The sequence below is a fragment of the Cellulomonas sp. Leaf395 genome, assembly GCF_001424125.1.
In the GTDB taxonomy this organism is placed as follows: Bacteria; Actinomycetota; Actinomycetes; order Actinomycetales; family Cellulomonadaceae; genus Cellulomonas.
Map to the genome: position 1 here is coordinate 122,561 of NZ_LMQI01000003.1, position 24,035 is coordinate 146,595.

Sequence of the window (24,035 nt, forward strand, 5' to 3'; positions counted from 1 at the left end):
CCCTGACGAACGACGGCGCCCCAGGGGGCGCCGTCGCCAACGGCTGACCGGAAGGTGATCAGGCGTGCACCGGTGTCGGTCGCGACGGGACCAGCCCGGTCGACCTGCCCATAGGTGGGCTCTCCTGCGCGTGGGTACCTTCACGGTCATGCAGTTGTGACCCTGTCGTACCGCACATCGCGGAGCAGCGAAAGCCAGGAGCACGACGACGCAGGCCAAGTCCGGTGGGCGCCACGACGCATGCTGGGACAGCTGTCCGTGATGCGGGACGTGCTCAGCGGCTCTGACGGCGCCGGCGCACTGCGATCCACGTGATCACCACGGCCACGACGGCGACCGTGACGACGCCCGCCGTGGCGATACGGGCTCGGCGCGGGAACAACGGCACGGGACGGACGAACGACAGCGTCCCCCAGCCACGCTCGACCGCGAGCCTGCGCAGCGCACGGTCCGGGTTCACGGCGAACGCGTGGCCGACCGCGCCCAGCATCGGCGCGTCGGTGATCGAGTCCGAGTACGCGTAGCTGGCCGCCAGGTCGTAGCCCTCGACCTGCGCGACGTCCCGGATGGCGGATGCCTTGTTCTCCCCGTACGCGTAGAAGTCGATCTCGCCCGTGTACCGGCCGTCGACCACGGTCATGCGGGTCGCGATGACGTGGTCCGCGCCGAGGATCGCGGCGATCGGCTCGACCACCTCGGCCCCTGACGCGGACACCACCACGACGTCCCGGCCTGCGGCGTGGTGCTCCGCGATCAGCGCGACGGCCTCCGCGTACACGGTCGGGTCGATGGACTCGTGCAGCGTCTCGGCGACGATCGAGGACACCAGCGAGACGTCCCAGCCGGCGACCATGCGGGACAGCTCCGCGCGCAGGCGCTCCGTCTGGTCCTCGTCCCCGCCGCCGACCAGGTAGAGCAGCTGCGCGTACGCCGTGCGGATGACCGAGCGCCGCGTGAGCAGGCCCTGGGCCAGGAACGGGCGGGAGAAGGCCGTGGCCGACGACGTCGCGATGATCGTCTTGTCGAGGTCGAAGAAGGCGGCCTCACGCAGCGTGTCGGGCTGCGTCGGGTCCTCGTCCATGCTGCTCCGGGTCGTCGTCGATGGAGGCGGGCCGGCGTCTGCGTGCCTGGCGGTCCGCGGCGAGCCTAGTGGGAGGGGCCGACAGGGCGGGCGCGCTTCGGGCACGGCGCTGAACGGGCGGTGCCGGGCCTCGCGGGGCGGGTGCTGAGCCGCCCACAGCCCGCCGAGCCCGGTTGATGTCCACACAAGGATCCGGTGGCCGACGTCGGAGCGGCGGCGCGCGGCAGGGTTGGTCGTGCGCCGGCGGTCAGGCCGGGCCGACGACCAGAGACGGAACTGATGACCCCCCTCGCCGGTGCCCGTCCCGTCCACCCGACCTGGCCGTCGGTCGCCTCAGCCCCGCATCGCGCGCTCGTCGTCGGCGTCGTGGGCGGGCGCGGCGGTGCGGGCGCCTCGACCCTGGCCGCAGCCGTCGCGCGGCACCTCGCCCGTCGGACGGCGACCGTCCTGGTCGACCTCGACCGGGCGTCCGCGGGGATCGACGTGCTGATCGGTCTCGAGGCCGCCGACGGCGTGCGGTGGCCGGACCTGGCGGACGCGCGGGGCGAGGTGTCCGGTGCGGACGTGCTCGCGCTGCTGCCGCGGTGGGGTGCGTGCGCCGTGCTGAGCGCCGACCGCTCCCGACCGGGGGCGCCTGAGCCGGCAGTCGTCGCCGACGTCCTGCACGCCCTGACCACCGAGGCGGGGGCTCTCGTGCTCGACCTGGACCGTGCCGCGGTCGTGGCGGGTGAGTCGCTGGTGGGCGCGTGCGACGCGGTGCTCGTGGTCGCGCCGCGTGACCTGCGGACGGTCGCCGGCGTCCTCGCGATGCGTCCCCACCTCGGCCCCCCGAACGTCGCGACGTGGCTGGTCGTGCGTGGCCCCGCACCCGGAGGGCTCGGAGCGACCGAGCTCTCCGCGGCGGTCGACCTGCCGGTCCTGGTCACGCTCACGACGGACCGCGGGGTTGTCGCGGCCCTCGAGCGCGGTGGTGTGCCCGACTCCGGGCGGATGGCCCGCTCTGCGGCGCGCGTCGTCGCCGCACTGCAGCGGACCCTGCCGTGAGCGCCTTGGCGCGGAGCGTCGGACCGGACTTCCTCGACGCCGTCCGGGCCCGGCTCGGCGTGAACCCCGCACCCGACGGCTCCCTCGGTGTCGCCGTCGAGGCGGCCGTGCGGGACACCGGTGCGGTGCTCGGCTCCAGCGCGCTGCGCTCCATCACCCGGACGGTCCGCGACGAGCTCTTCGGAGCCGGTCGGCTGCAGGTCCTCCTCGACGACCCCGACGTCACCGACGTGCTGGTCAACGGCCCGCGCGACGTCTGGGTGGAGCGGTCGGGACGCCTGAGGCGCGCGGACGTGGACCTCGGCGGTGCCGACGACGTCCGGGCGCTCGCGGTCCGGCTCGCGGCCGCGGGCGGGCAGCGCCTCGACGATGCCTCTCCCGCGGTCGACGCCCGGCTGCCGGACGGCACCAGGCTGCACGCCGTGCTGCCGCCGGTGGCGGGCGCCTGCGCGCTGATCAGCCTGCGGGTGGTCCGGTCCCGCGCGTTCACCGTGGAACAGCTCGTCGCCTCGGGGACGCTCGCGCCCACGCTGGTGCCCGTGGTCCGCTCGCTCGTGGCGACGCGGGCGAACCTGCTGATCTCCGGGGCCACCGGGTCCGGGAAGACGACCCTGCTCGCAGCGCTGCTGTCGCTGGTCCCGCACGACGAACGGCTCGTGGTCGTCGAGGAGGCCGGCGAGCTGGCCCCGGCGCACCCGCACGTCGTCCGCCTGGTCGCGCGGCACGCGAACATCGACGGCGCCGGGCGGGTGGACCTGACCGACCTGGTCCGGCACGCGCTGCGCATGCGGCCCGACCGGATCGTCCTCGGGGAGTGTCGAGGCGCCGAGGTCCGGGAGGTGCTCGCCGCCCTGAACACCGGTCACGACGGCGGGTGCGCCACCGTGCACGCCAATGCCGCCGCCGACGTGCCCGCGCGGCTCGAGGCGCTCGCGGCACTGGCCGGGATGTCCCGCGAGGCCGTCGCCGCGCAGGCTGCGAGTGCGTTCGACGCGGTGCTGCACCTGCGGCGCTCGGACCGTCGGTACGTCGCCGAGGTCGGGGTCGTGCGACGAGGCGAGGCGGGCGAGCTCGAGGTGGCGTGCGCGCTCCGTGTCGACCCGTCCGGTTCCACCATGCCCGGACCCGCGTGGTCCGCGCTCGCGGACCGGCTCGGCCTGCCGGTGGCGCGCGCGGAGCTCGGGTTGTCCCGGTGAGCGGCCTCGTCGGAGTGCTCGTGGCGCTCGCCGTCATCGCGGCGGCGGGGACCGGATGGCGCGCTGTCGGCGCGGGCGCGCGGGTGCGGTCGGTCGACCGGCCCGCGCGTGCGGGAGCGGCACCGGACCTGTCGGGGGTCCTGCTGGGTGTCTGTGCGCAGCTCCGCGCCGGGGCGGCACCGGTCGAGGCGTGGTCCCGGGCGATGGGGACCGCAGCGGTCGGACCGGTGCCGACCGTCAGCACGCTGCTCACGGCGACGTCCCGGCCGGCTCGGTTGCGGTTCCGCGGGCGCACCGACGACGGCGCCGCGCAGCGCGTCCGGGCGGTGCTGGCCGCGGCCCGGCTCTCCGACGAGCTCGGCGCACCCCTGGCCGGGGTGCTCGAACGGATCGCGTCTGCCGTCGCGGCCGACGAGGAGGCCGACGGCGAACGCCGAGCGGCCCTGGCCGGCCCGCGGTCCACCGCGCAGGTGCTCGCGTGGCTCCCGCTCCTCGGGGTGGCGCTCGGCGCGCTGCTGGGTGCCGACCCCGTCGCGGTGGTGCTCTCCGGCGGCCTCGGGACGGCGTCCGCGGTGCTGGGCGCGGCGATGCTGCTGCTGGGGCGAGGGTGGACGGCCGCGCTCCTCGCACGGGTGGGTCGAGCCGGCGACGATGCGTCTCGACCGGGTGTCGTTCGCTCGGCTGCCGCCCGCGCACGACTGTGACGCCCGCCGTGCTCGGGCTGCTCGTCGCCCTCTCATGCTGCGCGGCGACCAGCCCGTGGTGGTGGGGAGGCGGGCCCCCGGCGGCCCGGAACCGAGCTCGGCCGAGGGCGTCCACGGTCGCACCCGGCGCGATGGACACGGTGCTGCTGCTCGATCTGCTCGACGTCGCGATCGGCACAGGGGCGTCACTCCCGCGGGCTCTGGCAGCGGTGGGTGCCGCCGTCGGGGGTGAGCAGAGCGACGAGCTGGCGCGGGGTGGAGCCGCGCTGCTGCTCGGTGCGTCGTGGCAGGCGGCGTGGGCGGGCACCGGGCTCACGGACGTCGTCGGCGCTCTCGAGGCCAGCTGGAGCACCGGAACCGCCCCCGGGCCGGCGCTGCGCGGGGGAGCGGACCAGCTGCGTCGGGACCGCCGGGCCCGTACCCGCACCGCTGCGGGTGCGCTGGGGGTGCAGCTGGTCCTGCCGCTCGGGTTGTGCTTCCTGCCCGCGTTCGTGCTGCTCGGGCTCGTGCCGATGCTCCTCAGCCTCGCCGGCGACCTGTTCGGGTGAGGACGTCGGCCGATCTCGGCGTCCGCCGAGCATCCCGGCGCGCCCAGGGCGACCTGTTCGGGTGAGAAAGGTCGGCCGCCCTGGGCGTCCGCCGAGCGTCCCGGCGCGCCAAGCGGCCGCTGCCTCGCCGTCGGGTGGTTCCTCGAGCCGAGCCGTCCACAGCCCTGTGGATCGACATCCGGCCCCACCGACCCGCCCGAGCCCCGCCTGTGCACGGACGCTGCGGCCGACGCTGGCGGGGCGCCGGACAGTCCAGGCGCCACACGAGAGGAGAGGTCATGACGAATCACGCCGCGGTCCCCGAGGAGGACCAGCCCACGCAGACGCAGGGCGACCACCCGACGCCGGCCATCGGTACCGCGTTGCGGTCGGTCCCGCCGGGCACCGAGGGCGACGCTGGGCGCGCATCGGCTGGTCGGCTCCCGCCGGCCGTCGTGGCGTGGCACGGCCGCGCCCGGCGGGCTCGGACCGAGCTGGCGGACGCAGGGATGGCGACGGCCGAGTACGCGATCGCCACGCTCGCGGCAGTCGGCTTCGCCGGGTTGCTCGTGGTGATCCTCAAGGGGAACGAGGTCAAGGGTCTGCTCCTCGGCATCATCCGCCAGGCGTTGTCGCTGTGACGGCCGCGAGCCGGCGGGACCGTGGCAGCGTCACCGCCGAGCTCGCGGTCGGTCTGCCCGCCGTCGTCCTGCTGCTGGCCGCGCTGCTCACGGTCGCGTCCACGGCGATCGCGCAGACCCGCTGCACCGACGCCGCACGGGCAGGTGCTCGCGCCGCTGCTCTCGGGGAGCCGGACGGGGCGGTGGCGACGACCGCTCGGCGGCTGGCCGGGCCGGAGGCGTCGGTCGCGGTGTCGCGCTCTGACGAGTGGGTGACCGTCGAGGTCTCGTCGCCGGTCGGGTCCGGGTCGTGGGGCGGTTCGCCGCTGCGCGCCCGGGCGACGGCCGTGGCTCGGGTGGAGCCATGATGGTGGGCCGTCCGGCGTCGACGGGGCGTTCAGCCCGCGACCGTTGGCCCTCCTGCCGGGCGTCGTTGTGCACCCGGATCGTCGGGCAGCGGGGTGAGGAGGGCTCCGGGACGGTCCTGCTGCTCGCACTCATCGCGGTCGCGCTGGTCGTCGCGGGCCTGCTCGGGCTGCTGGCCTCTGCGCAGCTCGCGCGCGGTCGGGCGCAGACGGCGGCGGACCTCGGCGCGCTCGCGGGCGCGTCGGGGCTCCTCGCGGGACAGCCGGGCGATCCGTGCGCGACCGTCGCCGAGGTCGTCCGTCTCAACCGCGGGAGGCTCTCCTCGTGCACGGACGCGGGCGGTGGTGTCGTCACGGTGCGGGTCGTGGTGGCGGCCGCCACCGGCTCCGCGACGGCGTCCGCCCGCGCCGGCCCGGCATCGGCCCGCCGGTGACCAGCGGCGCGGCGCGGTGCTCAGGCCGCCGGGGCGTGGGTGAGGACTGCGGTGAGCAGGCGGATCGCCGCGGCCTTGTCCAGGGGGTTGTTGGCGTTGCCGCACTTGGGCGACTGCACGCACGCGGGGCACCCGGCGAAGCAGCGGCAGGCAGCGATGGCGTCGCGGGTCGCCCGCAACCAGGTCGCACCGAGCGCGAAGCCGCGTTCCGCGAAGCCCGCGCCGCCGGGGTAGGCGTCGTGCACGAACACGGTGGCCCGCTCCGTATCGACGTGGAGGGCGGTCGACAGGCCGCCGAGGTCCCACCGGTCGCACGTCGCGAGCAAGGGCAGGAGGCCGATGGACGCGTGCTCGGCAGCGTGCAGGGCGCCCGGGGTGGCTTCGACGGTCACCCCGGCCGCGAGGAGCACCTCCGCGGGTGCGGTCCACCAAACGGCGGTCGTGCGCAAGGTGCGGGCGGGCAGGTCGAGCTCCTCGGTGCCGAGCAGCTGCAGGTCAGGAATGCGTTTGCGCTGGTAGCCGAGGACCTGCGTGGTCACGTCGACCGATCCGAAGCCCCACGTGACCGGACCCCAGGGCACCTCGGCATCGACGGACTGGATCTCGGTCGTCGTGACCCAGCGGGCCCAGGTGCCGTAGTCGACGTCATGTCGGGTGACCAGGGCGACGCCGTCCTCGAGCCGGAGCTCGTCGACGACGAACGAGGCCCCCTGGTGCACGTAGACGGCTCCGTCGTGGACGGTCGAGTCCGCGGAGGCGGCGTCTACGGTGCCGAGCAGACGACCGGTGACGGACTCGACCACGCGGACCGGGTCACCGCCGGAGCCGCGCAGGTCGGTCAGGCGGGTGGCCTGCTCGTTGTGGGTCCAGTACCAGCCGGAGGGGCGGCGTCGCAGGGTCCCCCGCTCGACCAGCTCGGCGAGCAGGTCGGCGGTGCGCGGCCCGAAGAGGTCCAGCTCCTCGGTCCGCAGCGGAAGCTCGGCGGCGGCAGCGCACAGGTGGGGCGCGAGCACGTAGGGGTTGGTGGTGTCGAACACGGTCGCCTCGACGGGGGCGTCGAAGATCGCCTCGGCGTGGTGCACCAGGAACGTGTCGAGCGGGTCCTCGCGGGCCACCAGGACGACGAGCCCGTCGGTTCCGGCGCGTCCGGCTCGGCCGGCCTGCTGCCAGAGGGAGACGCGGGTGCCGGGCCAGCCGGCGATGAGCACCGCGTCGAGCCCGGAGATGTCGACGCCCAGCTCGAGCGCGTTCGTCGTCGCGAGGGCCCGCAGGGCGCCGGACCGGATCGCGGCCTCCAGCGCACGACGTTCCTCCGGCAGGTAGCCGCCGCGGTACGCCTGCACGGACGTCGCGAACGTCGGGTCGATCTCCAGCAGGTGCGCCCGGGTGGTCGCCGCGACGGACTCCGCGCCGCGGCGCGACCGCGTGAAGGCGAGCGAGCGGGCGCCCGCGGCGGTGAGGTCGGCCAGGAGGTCGGCGATCTCGGCGGTCGCGGTGCGGCGCGGCCGGTCGGAGGGTCCCGCGACCACCCGCTCGCCCGTGCCGAGCGGGCCGGAACCCTCCCGCGTGCCGACCAGCCCGGGACCCAAGTCCGTCCCGAACGGGGCGTCGCCGGTGCCGGGGAGCACCCCGGCGAGCAGCTCCGCGAGGGCGACGGGGTCGTCGGAGCCGGGCAGCTGACTCGACGGAGCCGGCGCCGTCGCGATCGTCCCCCAGACGTCGTCCGGGCCGGGTGGGCTCAGGTCGTCGGCGCTGCGGGTCACGTGGCGGGGCAGCGCGAGCGGCGCGGCCCACGGGTCGTCCTCGGGCAGTAGCGCGGACCAGGGGGCGTCGGAGCCGGGCAGCTCGGGCGGCTGCCACAGGACGAACGTCTTGCGGCCGGCGGGGGAGGCATCGGAGGTGATGGCGGTGACCTCGGACGGGTCGACGCCGATCAGCCGGGCGGCGCTCGCGGCGGGGTCGGAGGTGGTGGCGGACGCGAGGAGGAACGTCGGCGTCGCACCGTAGGACGCGGCGAGCCGGCGCAGGCGCCGGAGCACCAGGCCGACGTGCGCACCGAACACCCCGCGGAACGCGTGGCACTCGTCGACCACCACGTACCGCAGCGAGCCGAGCAGGCGCGCCCACCGGCGGTGCTGCGGCAGCAGCGCGAAGTGCAGGAAGTCGGGGTTGGTCAGGACGACGTCCGCATGCTCCTGCACCCAGCGGCGTTCCTCGAGGGACGTGTCGCCGTCGCAGGTGGACACCCGGACGTCGCGGGTGCGACCGGCCACCAGGAGGCGGTCGAGGGCGGCCAGCTGGTCGGCGGCCAGCGCCTTGGTCGGGCACAGGTAGAGGGTCGTCGCGCGACGGGTCACCGACTCGATGCGGCCGGGGTCGAGCAGCGAGCCGGCGCTCGCGGCACGGGCGGTGGAGAGTGCCGGCAGCCAGAACGCGAGCGACTTGCCGGACCCGGTCGAGGTGGCCAGGACGGTGTGCCGGCCGGACCAGGCTGCGTCGGCAGCCTCCACCTGGTGCAGCCAGGGGCGGTCGACCCCCAACGCCCGGTACCCCTGCACCAGGTCGGCGTCCGCCCACGACGGCCAGTCCGCCTGCGTGCCGGCCCGCGCGGGCAGGTGCCGGACGTGGGTCATGCGGTCCGATCGACCTCCGGCGGCGAGCAGCACGTCGAGCAGCGCGCCGGGTTCCACCACCTGCCCATCCTCGCACCGGGTCAGCGTCGGGCAGGATCGGGGGATGACGCGAGGGGTGGCGCTGCGGATCGACCTCAACTGCGACCTCGGCGAGGAGTACGACGCCTGGGAGCCGGGGGTCGAGGGCCTTGACACGCTGCTGCTCGACATCGTGACCAGCGCCAACGTCGCGTGCGGCGCTCACGCGGGCGACGAGCGGATCATGGCCGCGGTCTGCCGGGCCGCTGCCGCCCGCGGGGTGTCCGTCGGCGCGCACGTCTCCTACCTGGACCGCGAGCACTTCGGCCGGCTCTTCGTCGATGCGCCGGCGGACGAGCTGCGGGTGCAGGTGGCCCAGCAGATCGCCACGCTGCAGGCGATCGCGCTCCGTGCGGGGACCCGCGTGGCCTACGTGAAGCCGCACGGGGCGCTCTACAACGCGGTCGTCCACCACGAGGCGCACGCGCAGGCGGTCGTCGACGCCATCCCGGACCTCCCCGTGCTCGGGCTGCCCGGGTCGGCCGTGCTAGCTGCGGCGAGGGCGCGGGGGCTGCGTGCGGTCACGGAGGCGTTCGCCGACCGCGGCTACCGGGCCGACGGGACGCTGGTGCCGCGCTCGGAGCCGGGGGCGCTCGTCACCGATGCGGACGAGGTGGCGGCCCGGGTGGTGCGGATTGCGGCGGACGGCCTGGTCCGCGCGGTCGACGGTTCCGACGTCCCGGTCGACGCCGAGTCGGTGTGCGTGCACTCGGACACGCCCGGGGCGGTCGGTCTGGCCGCGGCCGTCCGTGCGGCTCTGCAGGCGTCGGGCGTGCGGGTCCAGCCGATCGTCTGACGTCCTGCCGCGGCGCGCAGACCCGTCCGGGCGGGTCCATCACCCCTCGAAGCTGCCGTGCGTCCGGCAGGATCGCCTCATGGTGGGTCGCGACGACGTGCGGGTGGTGCCGTACGGGGACGACGCGGTCCTCGTCGAGCTGCCCGGGCTCGCGGAGGTCCGAGCGCTCGACGACGCGGTCCGGGCCGCGCGGGCGTCGGACCCGGACGCGGCGAGCATCGTCGACCAGGTCCCGGCGGCTCGGACGCTCCTGCTGCGGGTGCGCGACGAGGCAGACCCCGGGGCGCTGCCGGTGGAGCGCTGGTGGGCCTCCCGCTCCGCCCGGGTCGCCGACGCAGCACCTCGCGAGGTCGTCCTCGCCGTCGACTACGACGGCCCCGACCTGACCGACGTCGCCCGGCTGACCGGGCTCACGGTCGACGAGGTCGTCGCGCGGCACACCGGTGCGCAGTACACCGTGGCGTTCGGCGGCTTCATGGCCGGGTTCGCGTACCTGGTCGGCCTCGACCCGGCGCTGCGGGTCCCGCGGCTGGACAGCCCACGCGAGCGTGTCCCCGCGGGCTCGGTGGCGATCGCCGACGAGTTCAGCGCCGTCTATCCGGCCGCGACCCCGGGCGGCTGGCGGCTGCTGGGGCGGTGCGACGTCACTCTCTTCGACGTCGACCGTGACCCGCCCGCCCTCCTCCAGCCCGGCACGCGCGTGCGGTTCACGGCCTCGTGACGGGCGCGCTGGAGGTGCTCGACCCCGGTCTGCTCACGCTCGTCGAGGACCTGGGCCGGCCGGGCTGGGCGCACATCGGTGTCGGTCGGTCGGGCGCCGCGGACGCGGGAGCGCTGCGGCTGGCCAACCGGCTGGTCGCCAACGACGAGGGCGCGGCCGGCCTCGAGGTGCTCCTCGGCGGGCTGCGGCTGAGGGCCGTCGGGGACGTGACCGTCGCGCTGACGGGCGCGCGCGGGCCCGCGTGGCTCGACGGCCGGGCGGTCGGGCACGAAGCCGTGCTGGAGCTGCGGTCGGGCGCCGAGCTGCGGCTCGGCACGGTCGACGACGGTCTGCGGACGTACGTCGCTGTGCGCGGCGGGATCGACGTGCCGACGGTGCTGGGGTCCCGGTCGACGGACCAGCTCGCGGCGCTCGGACCGCCACCCCTGCGCGCCGGGGACGCCCTGGCGGTCGGCCCCGCGCCGGCGGGTTGGCCGGTCGTGGACCTCGCGCCCGTGCCGGCCGCACCGGACCGGGTCGAGCTGCCCGTGGTGCCGGGGCCGCACGTGGACTGGTTCGCCGACGTGCTGGCGCGGTTGCAGGCGGGCGAGTGGCACGTGACGCCGGCGACGAACCGGGTGGCGGTCCGGCTGACGGGACCGGCCCTCGCCCGCGCCCCCGGGCACACAGGCCGCGAGCTGCCCTCCGCCGGGCTGGTCCTCGGCGCCGTCCAGGTGCCGCCCGACGGACAACCGGTCGTGTTCGGCGTCGACCACCCCGTGACGGGCGGCTACCCGGTGGTCGCGGTGGTCCGGCGGAGCGCACATGGGCTGCTCGCGCAGGTCAGGCCCGGGGATCGGGTGTGGTTCGTCCACGGCTGAGCCCCTCGTCGTCGGCCCGTGCGTCTGTTTGAATGCACGCAGGGAGGGGACCCCATGGATGTGCGCGTGAGCAGCCGGGATGTCGGTCCCCGGACCGTCGTGGAGGTGGACGGCGAGATCGACGTGTCGTCCGCCGACGCGCTGCGCGACCGGCTCTCGGAGCTGCTCGAGCGGGACCGTACCGATCTGGTCATCGACCTGCGGGCGGTCCGGTTCATGGACTCGACTGGCCTCGGTGTCCTCGTCGGCACCCTGAAGAAGGTCCGGCTGGCGGGGGGTCAGCTCCAGCTCGTGATCGACTCCGAGCGGCTGCTCAAGGTCTTCCGGATCACGGCGCTGCTCCAGGTGTTCACCGTGCACGACACGGTCCAGGCGGCTCTGGACGCCTGATCGGCGTCCTGGGCCGGCACCGTCCGCCTGCAGACTTACCTGAGCTCGTCGGCGACCAGCCTGTCGGTGGCCCGCTGGGACGACCTGGCGGTCGCACCGATCGGCTGACGGGCTAGCTCGGGCGGATCGTGTAGACGACGGACGGCTCACCGTCCGCCGACACCGAAGGAGCGATGCGGACCTCCCACGCACCCGCGGGGTAGTACCCGTCGGGCGACGTGCTCAGGCTCGGCGCCTTGGGGAGGTCGCCGCCGAGCAGCCGGATGGCCTCCGTGGCGGCATCGTCGCCGTCGACGGCGAGCTCGAGCGTCCACCCGTCCCCGCCCGACGTGCTCAACGGCTGCGCCGACACCAGCCGACCACGTATGACAGGAACCTCGTCGACCGGGAATCCCGCCGGCAGGTCGGTCGGGGCGGGCGGAGCCGTCAGCAGCGTGAGCGGCCACTGCCCTGCGACGGCCCGGTCGCCCGTGACCTGGTCGTACTTCAGGTACACCGAGTACTCCCCGCCCGGGAGCGGGACGCCCCCGGGGTCGCCGGGCGACGCACACGTGCTCAGGTCGACGTTCAGCATCGTTGTGGCCACGGTGGGGTCGACCGGGGACGTCCACCAGCTGGTCTCGGGCGACCCGGCGTGAGGGGGCGTCGGTCGCCACCACGATGCCGCCGTGCGTGACGAGGACCTCGGTGTGCAGGTCGTCCTCGAGCCCGACGACAGGCAAGCCCGCGTGCGCCTGCTCGACCGCCTGCTGCGCCAGGCGCACCGCGCCGTCCAGCTCCCGGATCCGGCTCTCGTCGACCATTCCCAACCCGGGGTCGGGCCGGGGTCGTCCTACCGCGCGAGCAGGTGGCGGACCGCGGTCCACCGTGCCCGCCGGCGGTAGGCGTCCAGGAAGATCGTGAGGATCGCCTGCCGCACGTACGACTCCGCGGCGCCCGGCTCGCGGATCGGGCGGCCCTGGCTGAAGCAGCGCACCAGCGCGTCCTGGACCAGGTCCTCGCCCTCGCGCTCGTCGCCCGTCAGCAGCGTCGCGTACCGCACGAGCGCCCGCCCCCGAGCCCGCACGAGCTCGTCCAGAACCTGTTCCCAGGCGGTCATGCCACCTCCCTGTGGTGCCGTCATCTTCCTGGACGACCGGGAGGAGCGGAACGTTGGTCAGGTGAGGGTGACGGCGAACGGGGTGCCGAGCGTGACCGAGTATCCGGAGGCGGCGCGCTGCAGGTCGACGACCTCGGACGTCATCCGGACGACGGGGGACGTGTAGATCCACGCCGGGTAGACCGTGTACTGGCCGGCGGGCAGCGGGTCCCCGGTGCTCAGCGGCACACCTCCATCCGTGCGGCACGAGGTCAGCACCCGTGCGGCGTCACTGAACCCGAGGGCCGCACCGGCGCCCAGGTCCACCGCGGAGAACGCGTCGTTCGCCTGCACCGTCGTCCCGACGACCACGCCGTCGCGCACGATCCAGTACTCGACGGCGTAGTAGCCGTAGGCGCGGAAGCGACCCGGCCCCGTGTACTGCACGGTTGCCGACGCGTGCAGGGGGGACCCTGCCGCGAGAGTCGTCGCGGCCGGGGCCACCTGGAGGTCGAGCATGGCCGAGCGCACGGGTGCCGCGGGCGCAGGCCCGTCGCACGCGGGGGGTGCCGCGGACGTCGTGCGGTCGAGAGCCACGTCCTCACCGGGCAGCGGGGACTGCACCTCGGCGTCGCCGGCCACGGTGACGACGGTGGACTCGCCGACAGCGGTCGCCCGCGTGCCGCCCAGCGCCGTCGACTGGTCGAGTGTCAGGGGCTCCTGGAACAGCTCCGTCGGAACCTCCTGACGACCGTCGTAAGTGACGATGCTCGCCCACGGGAGCAGCTCGTACGTCCCGGCGGGCAGGGGGCGGCCGGCGGTCACCGGGCCACCGTCGCCCGGGTCGCAGACGGTCAGCTCGAGCGGGCCCCGGAACGACGCGATCTCGCCGTCGTACCCGTTGCGTCCGGCCATCACGTCGTAGGTCGGCGGGTAGAAGCCCGTGGTGCCCACGACGACGCCGTCCTTCAGCACGGCGACACGCGGTCCACCGTCGGGCACGGCGTACGCGAGGAAGGTGTCGTCGGGTGCCCGGTCGATGACGCCGCCGGCTGCCAGGAACCCGCCCGAGGCCAGCGTGCCGGGGTCCGGTGTCACGCGGGCGACCACCCGGTCGTCGGCCGGGTACGCGGGTGCCGCGTCCACCAGGGCACCGCAGGCGCCGAACGGCAGCGCAGGGTTGCCGACCGGCAGGACGACCGGGACCACCGTGGGGGTCGGAGTCGGAGTGGGCGTGGGCGTCGGCGAGGGTGACGTGACGGTCGGCGTCGGGGTGTGGGCCGGGGGAGCCGGCGTCCGGTCCGGGAGGACGGCGAACGCCGTGCCCGCGACGATGACGCCGGTGGCCGCAGCGCCCGCGACCACCAGCACGGCGCGGGTTCGGCGGTGCCGGCGGGCGTCGGCGGTGATCCGGTCGACCGGCAGCGGCGCGCGGCCGGAGCGGTGGTGCATCTCCGCACGGTCAGCCAGCTCGCCGAGAGCGGACTCGAGGTCTCGGTTCATCGCGAGGCTCCCTTCGTGATCGTCGCGACGTCCTCGCTGGCCAGCCCCGGCTGTGGGCCGAGCAGCGGTTCCAGCTTGTGGCGGGCGTCGGACAGGTAGCGCTTCACGGCTCCCGGGGAGACGCCGAGCCGCAGACCGATCTCGGGCAGCGTGAGGTCGTCGTAGAACCGGAGCACGACGCAGGCCCTCTCCCGCGGGGACAACGCGGTGAGAGCTCGTGCGACGTCGGTGCGGTCGCCCGCCGCGGCGTCCTCGTGATCCACCACGTCAGGCGTGGCGATGAGCGGGGTGACGGCCGCGAGACGGCTGCGGGCACGGTAGCCGTCGAGGTAGGTGTGCAGGATGACCCGCCGGACGTAGGCCTCGACCCAGATGATCTCCTCGGGCCGGCGCCGCGAGTAGGTCCTGACGAGCGCGTCCTGCACGACGTCCTCGGCCGACGCCATGTCCCCGACCAGCAGGTACGCGTACGCGACCAGCGCCGACCCTCGCTCGCTGACGAGCCGGTCGAGATCGGCCTCCCAGCTCATGGTCGCCCCCTGCGTCGGTGCGGAACTGCCCTCACCTGCCTAGACGTCCCCCGCCCACGAACGGTTGGGGTCCCACGATCGTCCCGCGAACTGCGCGTCAGATCACCGTCGCGTCGTGGTGCGATCTACGTCACATCTGCTGGCTAGACTCACCGGGTCGCGCAGCAACGGGGCTGTGGGACGGGCGCGGTCAGGGGGGCCTCGCTGATGTCCGAGGAGGATGCATGGTCGAGCTCGGGTCCACGAGCATCACGATCGTCAGTGTCATCGCGGCCGTTGCGGTCGCGTCCCTTCTCATCGCCGTAGTGCTGCGCCGTCAGGTGCTCGCGGCCGGTGAGGGGACCGAGTCCATGCGCGAGATCGCGCGCGCGGTCCAGGAAGGGGCGGCGGCGTACCTGAGCCGGCAGTTCCGCACCCTGGCCCTCTTCGCGGTCGTCGTCTGTGCCCTGCTGTTCCTGCTGCCGGGTGACGGTGGCGTCAAGGTGGGCAGGTCTGTCTTCTTCCTGATCGGCGCCGGGTTCTCGGCGGCCATCGGGTACCTGGGCATGTGGCTCGCCACGCGGGCGAACGTCCGGGTCGCGGCAGCCGCGTCGGAGGTGGGTGGGCGTGCAGAAGGCGCGCGCATCGCGTTCCGGACCGGCGGGTTCGTCGGCATGAGCGTCGTGGGCCTCGGTCTGCTCGGCGCCGCGTCGGTCGTCCTCATCTACCGGGCGGAAGCGCCGGCGGTGCTCGAGGGCTTCGGCTTCGGTGCCGCTCTGCTCGCCATGTTCATGCGCGTCGGCGGCGGCATCTTCACCAAGGCGGCCGACGTCGGCGCCGACCTCGTCGGGAAGGTCGAGAAGCACATCCCGGAGGACGACCCGCGCAACGCGGCCACCATCGCGGACAACGTCGGCGACAACGTCGGCGACTGCGCGGGCATGGCGGCGGACCTGTTCGAGTCCTACGCCGTCACGCTCGTGGCGGCCCTGATCCTGGGCAAGGCGGCATTCGGTGAGCAGGGGCTCGTGTTCCCGCTCATCGTCACGGCCATGGGGGCCATCGTCGCCGTCCTCGGCGTGTTCATCACGCGGGTGCGCGGCGCGGAGAGCGGCCTGGCGGCGATCAACCGGGGCTTCTACATCTCCGCGCTCGTCGGCGTCGGGCTCTCCGCGATCGCGGCGTTCACCTACCTGCCGTCGTCCTTCGCGGACCTCACGGGCGGCACCGCCGGCCTCGAGACGCACGTCGGCGACCCGCGGCTGATCGCCTCGGTCGCGGTGGCCATCGGCGTCGTGCTGGCGGGCATCATCCTGTGGGTGACCGGGTACTTCACGGGCACGACGAGCAAGCCGACGCTGCACGTGGCCCGCACCACCCTGACCGGCGCGGCCACGGTGGTCCTGTCGGGCATCGGGGTCGGCCTCGAGTCCGCCGTCTACACCGCCGGCATCATCGCCGCGGCCATCTGCGGTGTGTTCCTGCTGGCCGGTGGCTCCGTCGCGCTGTCGCTGTTCCTCATCGCGCTCGCGGGCTGCGGCCTGCTGACCACGGTCGGCGTCATCGTCGCCATGGACACGTTCGGGCCGGTGAGCGACAACGCGCAGGGCATCGCGGAGATGTCGGGCGACGTCACGCCCGAGGGCGCGCAGATCCTCACGGACCTGGACGCCGTCGGCAACACCACGAAGGCCGTTACCAAGGGCATCGCGATCGCGACGGCCGTGCTGGCCGCGACCGCGCTGTTCGGCTCCTACGCGGATGCGGTGTTCAACGCGCTGCAGACCGCGGGCGAGGCGGGCGACGAGCTCACCGAGGCGATGCTGAGCTACAGCATCATCAGCCCGGTCACCCTGGTCGGCGTGATCCTCGGTGGCGCGACGGTCTTCCTGTTCTCGGGTCTGGCCATCGACGCCGTGACCCGGGCAGCCGGGGCCATCGTCTTCGAGGTCCGTCGCCAGTTCCGCGACAACCCCGGGATCATGACCTACGAGGTGCGGCCGGAGTACGGCAAGGTCGTCGACATCTGCACGCGTGACTCCCTGCGCGAGCTGGCCACCCCCGGTCTCCTCGCGGCGTTCGCACCGATCGCCGTCGGGTTCGGACTGGGCGTCGGCCCGCTGGCCGGGTTCCTCGGCGGTGCCATCGCGACCGGCGTGCTCATGGCGGTCTTCCTGGCCAACTCCGGTGGCGCCTGGGACAACGCGAAGAAGATCGTCGAGGACGGCAACTTCGGCGGCAAGGGGTCCGACGCCCACTCGGCGGCGGTCATCGGCGACACCGTCGGCGACCCGTTCAAGGACACCGCAGGCCCGGCGATCAACCCGCTGATCAAGGTCATGAACCTCGTGGCCCTGCTCATCGCACCGGCCGTGGTCGCCGTCTCGGTGGGTGACGACGCCAACCGCACGGTGCGCCTGACCATCGCCGTCTCGGCCGCGCTCATCGCGGGCGGCGCGGTCGTGGCGTCCCGCATCCGCGCGGCGCGTGCGGACCGGAACGACCTGACGCGCGAGGCCGAGAACGCGCTCGCGGGGTGAGTGATCGACCGCTCCCTCGACCTCAGGTCGGGGGAGCGGTCGACCCCCGGATCTGGTGTGGGATGGGAAGACAAGCCCACGCCCCCGCTGGAGGACCGATGACACACGCGCTCGCGCTCGCCGGACACGGCCGCTACGAGGACCCGTGGCACGACGGCGCGGCGATCGCGCACCGGGTCGCGCTCCTGCTGGCCGAGGACGGGATCGAGACGACGATCCGCGGCACCCTCCCCGCCGCGCTGGACGACATCGCGCCCGACCTGGTGATCGTCGCCTCCGGCCGCGGCCGGCCCGACGCCGACTTCGACGGGACCGACGACGACTGGGTGCCGTTCCACGACCGCCTGGCGTCGCTGGTGCGCTCCGGCGTCCCTGTGCTCGCGCTGCACCAGGCGACGAACACCTTCCTCGACTCGTCGACCTGGGGCTCGATCCTCGGTGGGCGATGGGTGGAGGGCGCCTCGTGGCACCCGCCGCTCGGACCCGCGACGTTCCGGGTCGTCGACCCGTCGCACGCGGTGACCACCGGACTGGGCACCGTCGAGGCCCAGGACGAGCGATATCTCTCGCTCGACGTCTCGCCGGACGTGCACGTGCTCGTCGTGGCCGAGCACGACGGCGCGCAGCACCCGGTGGTCTGGGTCGGCCCCGGGCCGGGTCGGGTGGTCTACGACGCCCTCGGGCACGACGTCCGGTCCTACGACTCCCCGTCCAGAGTGGAGCTGTTACGCCGCGAGGTCCGCTGGCTGCTCAGCCGTTGACTGCGCAGGGTCGCGCCGGCCAGCAGCAACCCCCAGACGAGGAACCACGGCTCCCACAGGAACAGGCGCCAGGTGAGGGCCCGGTCGGACAAGGGCTCGGCCGGGACGATCGCGCCTCCCGCGACGAGCGCGACCGACGTCGTCTGGAGCAGGCCGTAGAGCACGAGGACCGACGCACCGGACCAGCCGAGGGCCAGGAGCAGGCGTCGGGGCAGTCGTCGCCCCCACGGCTGCACGAGCGCGAGGGCGAGCACGCCGCCGAGCACCTTGAGCACGAGGGCGACCATGTTGGCGGCCAGCAGCACCGGGTCGCCCGCCCGGGCCCTGCGCTCGATGGTCCCGCCCAGCGTGTCGAGGCCGACCGTGCTCCCCAGCGCCCACACGAGGCTGACCGCCGCGAACGCGAACGCGACGATGACCGCCCCCCACGCCACCCACACCGGCGGCACCCACGACTGCCCGGTCCGCTCCACGGCCACCACGCTAGCCAACCGCCACCTTCTGCCGGGGCTGCGATCCCCGCCAGGATGGTCCTGTGACCACGACCCCCACCCACCCCCGGCTGCGGGTGATGACGTACAACATCAAGGGCCTGCAGGTGTCACGCGCCGACGCGATCGCCGTGGTGCGTGCGGCCGCGCCCGACGTCCTCGGCGTGCAGGAGCCGACGCGAGGGCTGCTCGGCTGGTGGCGGATGTGGCGGTTCGCGCTGGCGGTCGGGATGCGGGCCGTCGTGAGCGGCCGTGGCGCCCGCACGACCGCTCTGCTCGTCGCGCCGGGCCGGTCGGTGACCGGTCGCTCCGCGGTCGGGCTGCCTAACCTGTCCGGCCGCACCCGCCGCGGCGTCGCCATCGCGACCGTCGACGGCATCCGGTTCGTCGTCGTGCACCTGTCGTTGGTTCGCGACGAGCGCGCCGCGCACCTGTCGGACCTCCTGACCCACCACGTCCCGACGACGCGGGCAGTCGTGCTCGGTGACCTCAACGAACCCCCCGGCGGGCCGACGTGGACCACCCTCGCGCGGGTGCTCGTCGACGTGGACCCCACCGGCGACCCGACCTTTCCCGCGGTCGAGCCGAGGCAGCGCATCGACGCGGTCCTGCTCACCCCCGACCTGACCGCCGGTTCCCCGCGCGTCCTGTCCGACCCGGCGGTCCTCCGCGGCAGCGACCACCGCCCGCTCGTGGTGGACGTCTGGCCCTAGCAGCACACCCCGGACGTCCGCAGCTTCGAGCGCCCAGAGGACCGAAAGTGCTGACGTTGCGGTCCGTGCTCAGCGGACGTCCGCAGATCAGAGCGCCCCGAGGACCGGATGTGCGGACGTCGTGGTGCGGGTCAGCGATCGGGGATGCGGGCGTGGCGGGGATGATGGCGGGGTGGCTCTCGATACCGCGCCCGGTGCGCCCCTGACCGATCCGCGGCTCGTCGCCGCGCTGCGCGACGACCTCACGGCTGCGGGGTACGGCGTGGCCGGGGTCGAGGAGGTGCTGGGCGCGGTCGCGGCCGACGCCCTGCACCGCGAGGAGCCGGTGCCGGCGCTGCGCGCGACGCAGGCGGCAGCAGACGACGTCGTCGCGGCGCTGATCCGGACCTTCCTGCTGGGCACAACCACCCCGCGTCGGATGCTCGAGCGGGCGCTGCCGACACTGACCGTGGAGGGGGCGTCACGGCTGGGGCTCGTCGAGGTCGACGGCGACCAGGTGAGAGCCCGGGTCGACCTGCGCCCCTACGCCGCGGTCGACGGCGGCGGTGAGGTCGACTGGTGGATCGCGTCCGACCTCGGCGAGCTGGCGACCGGGGCGGCGCTGCGGACCGACCACGTGCTCGGCGTCGGCGGGGCGTCCACCACGCTGGCGCAGGTCACCGTCCGCGACGAGCGCGACCACGTGCTCGACCTGGGCACGGGCTGCGGGATCCAGGCCCTGCACGCGTCGCGGCACTCCCGGCGGGTGGTCGGAACCGACATCTCGCGGCGGGCCCTCGGGTTCGCGCGGTTCAACGCGGCGATGGCCGGGCTGGACGAGAGCCGGTTCGAGCTGCGCGAGGGGTCGATGCTTGAGCCCGTCGCCCCCGAGCGGTTCGACCTCGTCGTCAGCAACCCGCCGTTCGTCATCACGCCCCGGACCCCGGGGATGCCGTCGTACGAGTACCGCGACGGCGGACGGTCGGGTGACGCGATCGTGCGCGAGCTGATCGAGGGGGTCGGAGCCGTGCTGGCACCGGGAGGCGTGGCGCAGCTGCTGGGCAACTGGGAGGTGCGCGGCGGCGAGGAGTGGCACGACCGCGTGGGCTCGTGGCTCGACGCGAGCGGCCTGGATGGATGGGTGGTGCAGCGCGAGCTCCAGGACCCCGCGCAGTATGCGGAGACGTGGATCCGCGACGGCGGGACGACCCCCGACCGGGACCGCTCCGCGTGGGCGGTCCGCTACGGGCAGTGGCTGGACGACTTCGCGTCGCGGGACGTCGAGGGGATCGGGTTCGGCATCGTGACGCTGCGCAAGCCGCTGGGGGAGCGGTCGCTGCGTCGGCTCGAAGAGGTCACGGGGACGGTCCGGCAGCCGCTCGGCCCGTCGATCGCGGCCTCGCTCGCCGCCCACGACTGGCTCGCGTCGATGACCGACGACGACCTCGCCGCCCAGCGCCTCGTCGTCGCACCCGACGTGACCGAGGAGCGGTACCTCACCCCGGGGGACCCGGACCCGCAGGTGGTGCTCCTGCGTCAGGGCGGCGGGTTCGGCCGGGCCGTGCAGGCCGGGACCGCGCTCGCGGGGTTCGTCGGCGTCTGCGACGGCGAGCTCACGGTCGGTCAGATCGTCAACGCCCTGGGCGCCCTGCTGGAGGTCGGTGCCGACGCGGTCGCCGCGGACGTCCTCCCGTCGGCCCGCGGCCTGGTCCGCGACGGCCTGCTGCTCCCGGCGGACTGACCCACCACGACGCAACGTCCGCACTCCAGCGGGGTGGAACCCGTCGGAGTGCGGACGCTGCGGGTGAGACGTGTCAGCGGATCTCGACGTCGTCGATCACGTGGGTGCCTGCGTTGAAGTACAGGTTCACCTTCTTCACGTCGGCCAGCTGCACACCGCACTCGGCGCTCAGCGTGGCCAGGTCCACCAGCACGTCGGACGTGGGCGCGGAGATCCATCCCACCTGCGACGTCTCGCACCAGGTCCAGGACGACCCCAGCTGCAGGGCCGCCTTGGTGTCGAAGCCGGTGGTGGACAGGACGTCGAACCGCAGCTCCGTGCGCCCGGTCCAGTCACCGGTCGACGGACCGAACCCGAACCAGCCGCCGTCCGGGGCTGCGGCGGCGATCGTCAGCGCCCCACCGTCGGCAGTGGCCGTCCCGCCGGCCGCGTCGAGCGGACCCCAGCCCTGGGCGCCGTCGGCGAAGTCGGTGAGCACGACGGGCGCGAGCAGGCTCGGCCGGTGGTCGTACCGGTCGAGGTACCCGGCGAAGTCGCCGCGCGTGACCACCGTGAGCACGCCGTACGCGGTGGCCGAGGTCGGCACGATGATGCCGGTCTCGGTCGCCCACGCGATGGCCTTGCCGAACGGGTGCCACGACGGGACGTCGGTGAACGCCTCCGGTGCGGCAGGCTCGGGCGACCCGGCCAGCCGCCAGAGCAGCTCAGCCGCTGACGAGCGGTCGAGCGGCGCCTTGGGCGCGAAGCGCAGGATCATCGGGTCGACGAGCTTCTCGTGCGCCAACCACTCGATCTCCTTGTAGAAGGAGTGCTTCGGGGGCACGTCCTTGAACGTGGGCTTCGTCGCCGTGGGGACGAAGGTCGACTCGGAGTAGCGGTAGAGCAGCGACGCCGCGGCCTCGCGGGTCTCCGGCTTGGTCGGCCGGAACGTGCCGTCCTTGTAGCCGTCGTCGAGACCCTGCTCGTGCAGCCAGATGATGCTGTCGACGTTGGCGGAACCCGGGGGCACGTCTGAGAAGAGGGGCGGCGGCTCGACACCCGGCAGGGCGGCGATGTCGTCGACGACGATGCTGCCCGACGAGTCGCCGGAGCCGTCGTCGGCGGCGTTCACGTAGATGTTGAACTGCGAGATCGCCTTCAGGTCCGCGTCGCTGATGCGGCGGTCGGCGTTGGCGGTGTCCCACGGAGCCGGGCGCCAGTCGACGAACGGGAACGTGACCACGCCGGCCTCGGTGCCTGCCAGGGACGGGTACGCCTCGTAGGAGACGCCGCCGGCCACGAGCTGGAGCACCATCTTGTTGCCGGAGCCGTCGGGCTCGACCCAGAGCGCGAGCTCGTTGAAGTCCGACCAGTCGCCGCTGATCTGCTTGCCCGTGCCGGTGTAGGTCTGGGTGGCGAAGTCGTAGTCCATCCGCAGCGCCTTGGACTCCCCGGACGTGTCGAGCGAGAGCGTGTTGGCGCCGTAGGAGACGTACTCGGCCCGCAGCGCGGTGTCGTCGCCGTACCCCTCGTAGTCGTCGACGACGCCGGGCCCGAAGGTCGGTCGCGGGCCGAGGACGACGGACACGCTGTCGGTGAGCGCCTCGACGCCGTCGACGATCACGTGGACCTCGAGCGTCTGGGTGCTGTTGTCCAGCTGCGCCGCGGGGATGTCCCACGGGGCCGACCACCAGAGACCGTCACCGGGTGCGAGCTCGATCTCGGTGTCCCCGACCGTGGCGTAGACGCGGTCGGCGTCGACGTTCTGGACCGTGGCGCGGATGGTCGTCGGCGACGTCGCCACGCGGGCGCTGTCCGCGGGAGATGCGATGTGCAGGACCGGCCCGGCGGGCGTCGTGTCCACGGCACGGTCGAACGCGCCGGTGACCTCGCTCGCGAACAGGGTGAACGGGTCCGCTGCGTATGCCTGGAAGTCGGGCAGCAGGGCGTCCCCCGTCACGGGCACGAAGTGCTGGCCGGCGTCGAAGTTGGCCCACGTCTCCATGTACGCGCTGCGGCTGGCCTTCGGGTCGGCCTTGATGGCGTTCAGCACCTTGGTGAACCACTGCTCGGGGCTGGAGCCGCTGGTGCCGACGCCGCCCGAGACGCCGAACTCGGTGAACGCCGAGACCTTGCCCTTGGCGTCGGCCAGGTCGGCGATCATGCCGAGGTCCGTCACCAGGCCGTCGAGGAACGCGTCGGAGCCTGTGTTGTCGTACGCGTCGAGGCCGAGGACGTCGATGAACTCGTCGCCGGGGTACGTGCGCAGGTACTGCTCGACGTTGCCACCGAACCCGCTGCCGGGGCTGAACGCGTAGAGGAAGTTGGAGACGCCCTTGAGGTCGCGCAGGTACTCGACCGTGTAGCGGTAGAGCTCCTTGTACTCCCCGGGGGAGCCGAACGCGGCACCCCACCAGAACCAGGAGCCCGCGTTCTCGTGCCACGGCCGGAAGACGATCGGGATGAGGTTGCCCTCGGCGTCGCGGGCGCCGTCCGCCGCGGCCGCGATGTTGTCCAGGTACGCGTTGAGCTCCGCGTTCTTGGCGCCGCCGGGCAGGACCGCGCGCAGGGTGTCGCCCGTGGTGTCGTAGAAGCTGCCGCCGGTGACGAAGTTCTCGATGTGCGCGGACAGGGTGTTGATGCCGCCGAGGTCGTGCGCCTTGGCGATGTAGTCGTCGAGCGCGGCGATGTTCTGCGCGGTGGTGTTGCTCGCCGAGCCCGGGGCCTCGTCGCCCTGCAGGATCAGCGTGTCCCAGCCAAAGACCGCGGGGTAGTCGCCGGTCATGTTCTTGACGTCGGACCTCACGCCGTCGGCGCCGGTGAACGTCAGGCCGTACGACGTCGTGTGCTGGTGGCCGAACAGGATGCCGACGCCGCGGACGTCGTCGAGGTAGGAGAACAGCGAACGGGTCTGCGGGCTGGCGTCCGGGTCGACGATGGTCACGGTCTCGGCCGCCTGGGCGGGCAGTGTCACGAGCCCGCAGAGCGCCGCTGCGGTGATCCCCGCGGTCAGGGCGCGCGCGAGATGACGGTTCTTCATTGAACCTCCTGGTGGGTCTCGATCCGCGAACAACCGACGGTGCCGACGGTCGCGGACGAGGCGGAGCAGAGTTAGTCAAGTTACCAAAGAAAGAGCCGAACCGGACAGACTCGAAACGTTTGAGCCCGCCGTCGCCGCCGACGCTCGGCGGCCGAACAAGCCATGAGTGCGGCCGAGGGAGCGCTCGGCAGCACTCATGGCTTGCTGGACGCAGCGGAGGCTGACGGATCGGCGGCAGAGGCATCAATGTGA

Annotated in this window: 23 protein-coding genes; 15 read left to right on the top strand and 8 right to left on the bottom strand. The window is 73.9% G+C overall.

Going from position 1 to position 24,035, the window contains the following annotated elements:
* Positions 1 to 274: 274 nt before the first annotated feature.
* Positions 275 to 1,081, bottom strand: coding sequence for an HAD family hydrolase (locus tag ASG23_RS08340; RefSeq protein WP_056023063.1), 807 nt, complete (start codon positions 1,079 to 1,081; stop codon positions 275 to 277).
* A gap of 279 nt (positions 1,082 to 1,360) precedes the next feature.
* On the opposite strand from ASG23_RS08340, the gene ssd reads away from it, so the two are divergent.
* The 7 genes from ssd (at position 1,361) to ASG23_RS08375 (ending at position 5,971) form a co-directional block, all read left to right on the top strand.
* A complete protein-coding gene (gene ssd, locus ASG23_RS08345) occupies positions 1,361 to 2,125 on the top strand; it encodes a septum site-determining protein Ssd (RefSeq protein ID WP_082515998.1) in 765 nt (254 codons plus the stop codon).
* On the top strand, positions 2,122 to 3,321 hold the full coding sequence (locus tag ASG23_RS08350; protein ID WP_056023066.1) for a TadA family conjugal transfer-associated ATPase: 1,200 nt from the start codon (positions 2,122 to 2,124) through the stop codon (positions 3,319 to 3,321). Before ssd ends, ASG23_RS08350 begins: the two co-directional genes overlap by 4 nt.
* A complete protein-coding gene (locus ASG23_RS08355; protein ID WP_082515999.1) occupies positions 3,318 to 4,025 on the top strand; it encodes a type II secretion system F family protein in 708 nt (235 codons plus the stop codon). The genes ASG23_RS08350 and ASG23_RS08355 overlap by 4 nt, the downstream gene beginning before the upstream one ends.
* Positions 4,026 to 4,156: 131 nt before the next feature.
* Positions 4,157 to 4,573, top strand: coding sequence for a type II secretion system F family protein (locus ASG23_RS08360; protein ID WP_056023069.1), 417 nt, complete (start codon positions 4,157 to 4,159; stop codon positions 4,571 to 4,573).
* Positions 4,574 to 4,851: 278 nt separating this feature from the next.
* Entirely contained in the window at positions 4,852 to 5,193 is a 342-nt protein-coding gene (locus ASG23_RS20265) for a DUF4244 domain-containing protein (RefSeq protein WP_056023073.1), read from the top strand.
* A complete protein-coding gene (locus ASG23_RS08370; RefSeq protein ID WP_056023076.1) occupies positions 5,190 to 5,540 on the top strand; it encodes a TadE family type IV pilus minor pilin in 351 nt (116 codons plus the stop codon). Before ASG23_RS20265 ends, ASG23_RS08370 begins: the two co-directional genes overlap by 4 nt.
* Positions 5,541 to 5,605: 65 nt before the next feature.
* Positions 5,606 to 5,971, top strand: a complete 366-nt coding sequence (locus ASG23_RS08375) for an Rv3654c family TadE-like protein (RefSeq protein ID WP_056023079.1) — start codon at positions 5,606 to 5,608, stop codon at positions 5,969 to 5,971.
* Between the two features lie 20 nt (positions 5,972 to 5,991).
* On the opposite strand, the gene ASG23_RS08380 is transcribed toward ASG23_RS08375, so the two are convergent.
* On the bottom strand, positions 5,992 to 8,604 hold the full coding sequence (locus ASG23_RS08380) for a DEAD/DEAH box helicase (RefSeq protein ID WP_082516092.1): 2,613 nt from the start codon (positions 8,602 to 8,604) through the stop codon (positions 5,992 to 5,994).
* 103 nt (positions 8,605 to 8,707) lie between these two features.
* Here ASG23_RS08380 and ASG23_RS08385 point away from each other — a divergent pair, with 103 nt between their 5' ends.
* From ASG23_RS08385 to ASG23_RS08400, 4 genes are all read left to right on the top strand, one after another.
* On the top strand, positions 8,708 to 9,478 hold the full coding sequence (locus tag ASG23_RS08385; protein ID WP_200941550.1) for a LamB/YcsF family protein: 771 nt from the start codon (positions 8,708 to 8,710) through the stop codon (positions 9,476 to 9,478).
* A gap of 79 nt (positions 9,479 to 9,557) precedes the next feature.
* Positions 9,558 to 10,199 (top strand): 5-oxoprolinase subunit B family protein, encoded by a 642-nt coding sequence (locus tag ASG23_RS08390; protein WP_056023085.1) that lies wholly within the window; start codon positions 9,558 to 9,560, stop codon positions 10,197 to 10,199.
* The gene (locus tag ASG23_RS08395) at positions 10,196 to 11,059 is read left to right on the top strand and encodes a biotin-dependent carboxyltransferase family protein (RefSeq protein ID WP_056023088.1); all 864 of its coding nucleotides are present in this window, start codon (positions 10,196 to 10,198) and stop codon (positions 11,057 to 11,059) included. Before ASG23_RS08390 ends, ASG23_RS08395 begins: the two co-directional genes overlap by 4 nt.
* A 66-nt stretch (positions 11,060 to 11,125) precedes the next feature.
* Entirely contained in the window at positions 11,126 to 11,449 is a 324-nt protein-coding gene (locus tag ASG23_RS08400) for an STAS domain-containing protein (RefSeq protein ID WP_442856813.1), read from the top strand.
* Positions 11,450 to 11,561: 112 nt separating this feature from the next.
* Here the strand turns inward: ASG23_RS08400 and ASG23_RS08405 are convergent, their stop codons facing one another.
* From ASG23_RS08405 to ASG23_RS08425, 4 genes are all read right to left on the bottom strand, one after another.
* The gene (locus ASG23_RS08405; protein WP_056023094.1) at positions 11,562 to 12,023 is read right to left on the bottom strand and encodes a hypothetical protein; all 462 of its coding nucleotides are present in this window, start codon (positions 12,021 to 12,023) and stop codon (positions 11,562 to 11,564) included.
* 258 nt (positions 12,024 to 12,281) lie between these two features.
* On the bottom strand, positions 12,282 to 12,548 hold the full coding sequence (locus ASG23_RS08415; protein WP_082516002.1) for a sigma factor: 267 nt from the start codon (positions 12,546 to 12,548) through the stop codon (positions 12,282 to 12,284).
* Positions 12,549 to 12,605: 57 nt separating this feature from the next.
* Complete coding sequence (locus tag ASG23_RS20270) at positions 12,606 to 14,030, bottom strand: hypothetical protein (RefSeq protein ID WP_056023100.1); 1,425 nt, start codon at positions 14,028 to 14,030, stop codon at positions 12,606 to 12,608.
* Positions 14,027 to 14,560 (bottom strand): sigma-70 family RNA polymerase sigma factor, encoded by a 534-nt coding sequence (locus ASG23_RS08425; protein WP_056023103.1) that lies wholly within the window; start codon positions 14,558 to 14,560, stop codon positions 14,027 to 14,029. The genes ASG23_RS20270 and ASG23_RS08425 overlap by 4 nt, the downstream gene beginning before the upstream one ends.
* Before the next feature lie 224 nt (positions 14,561 to 14,784).
* Between ASG23_RS08425 and ASG23_RS08430 the strand changes: the two genes are divergently transcribed.
* Together ASG23_RS08430 and ASG23_RS08435 are read left to right on the top strand one after the other, a co-directional pair.
* Positions 14,785 to 17,079 (top strand): sodium-translocating pyrophosphatase, encoded by a 2,295-nt coding sequence (locus ASG23_RS08430; RefSeq protein ID WP_056023106.1) that lies wholly within the window; start codon positions 14,785 to 14,787, stop codon positions 17,077 to 17,079.
* A 98-nt stretch (positions 17,080 to 17,177) separates the two neighbouring features.
* Complete coding sequence (locus ASG23_RS08435; RefSeq protein ID WP_056023109.1) at positions 17,178 to 17,840, top strand: ThuA domain-containing protein; 663 nt, start codon at positions 17,178 to 17,180, stop codon at positions 17,838 to 17,840.
* On the opposite strand, the gene ASG23_RS08440 is transcribed toward ASG23_RS08435, so the two are convergent.
* Positions 17,777 to 18,322 carry a DUF3995 domain-containing protein gene (locus tag ASG23_RS08440; RefSeq protein ID WP_056023112.1) on the bottom strand — a complete coding sequence of 182 codons (546 nt, stop codon included), beginning with the start codon at positions 18,320 to 18,322 and terminating at the stop codon, positions 17,777 to 17,779. The two genes, ASG23_RS08435 and ASG23_RS08440, sit on opposite strands and share 64 nt — an antisense overlap.
* 53 nt (positions 18,323 to 18,375) lie before the next feature.
* Here ASG23_RS08440 and ASG23_RS08445 point away from each other — a divergent pair, with 53 nt between their 5' ends.
* Together ASG23_RS08445 and ASG23_RS08450 are read left to right on the top strand one after the other, a co-directional pair.
* Positions 18,376 to 19,044, top strand: a complete 669-nt coding sequence (locus ASG23_RS08445; RefSeq protein WP_056023115.1) for an endonuclease/exonuclease/phosphatase family protein — start codon at positions 18,376 to 18,378, stop codon at positions 19,042 to 19,044.
* Between the two features lie 172 nt (positions 19,045 to 19,216).
* Complete coding sequence (locus ASG23_RS08450; RefSeq protein WP_056023118.1) at positions 19,217 to 20,764, top strand: DUF7059 domain-containing protein; 1,548 nt, start codon at positions 19,217 to 19,219, stop codon at positions 20,762 to 20,764.
* 73 nt (positions 20,765 to 20,837) lie between these two features.
* On the opposite strand, the gene ASG23_RS08455 is transcribed toward ASG23_RS08450, so the two are convergent.
* Positions 20,838 to 23,783, bottom strand: a complete 2,946-nt coding sequence (locus ASG23_RS08455; RefSeq protein WP_056023121.1) for a glycosyl hydrolase — start codon at positions 23,781 to 23,783, stop codon at positions 20,838 to 20,840.
* Positions 23,784 to 24,035 lie beyond the last annotated feature (252 nt).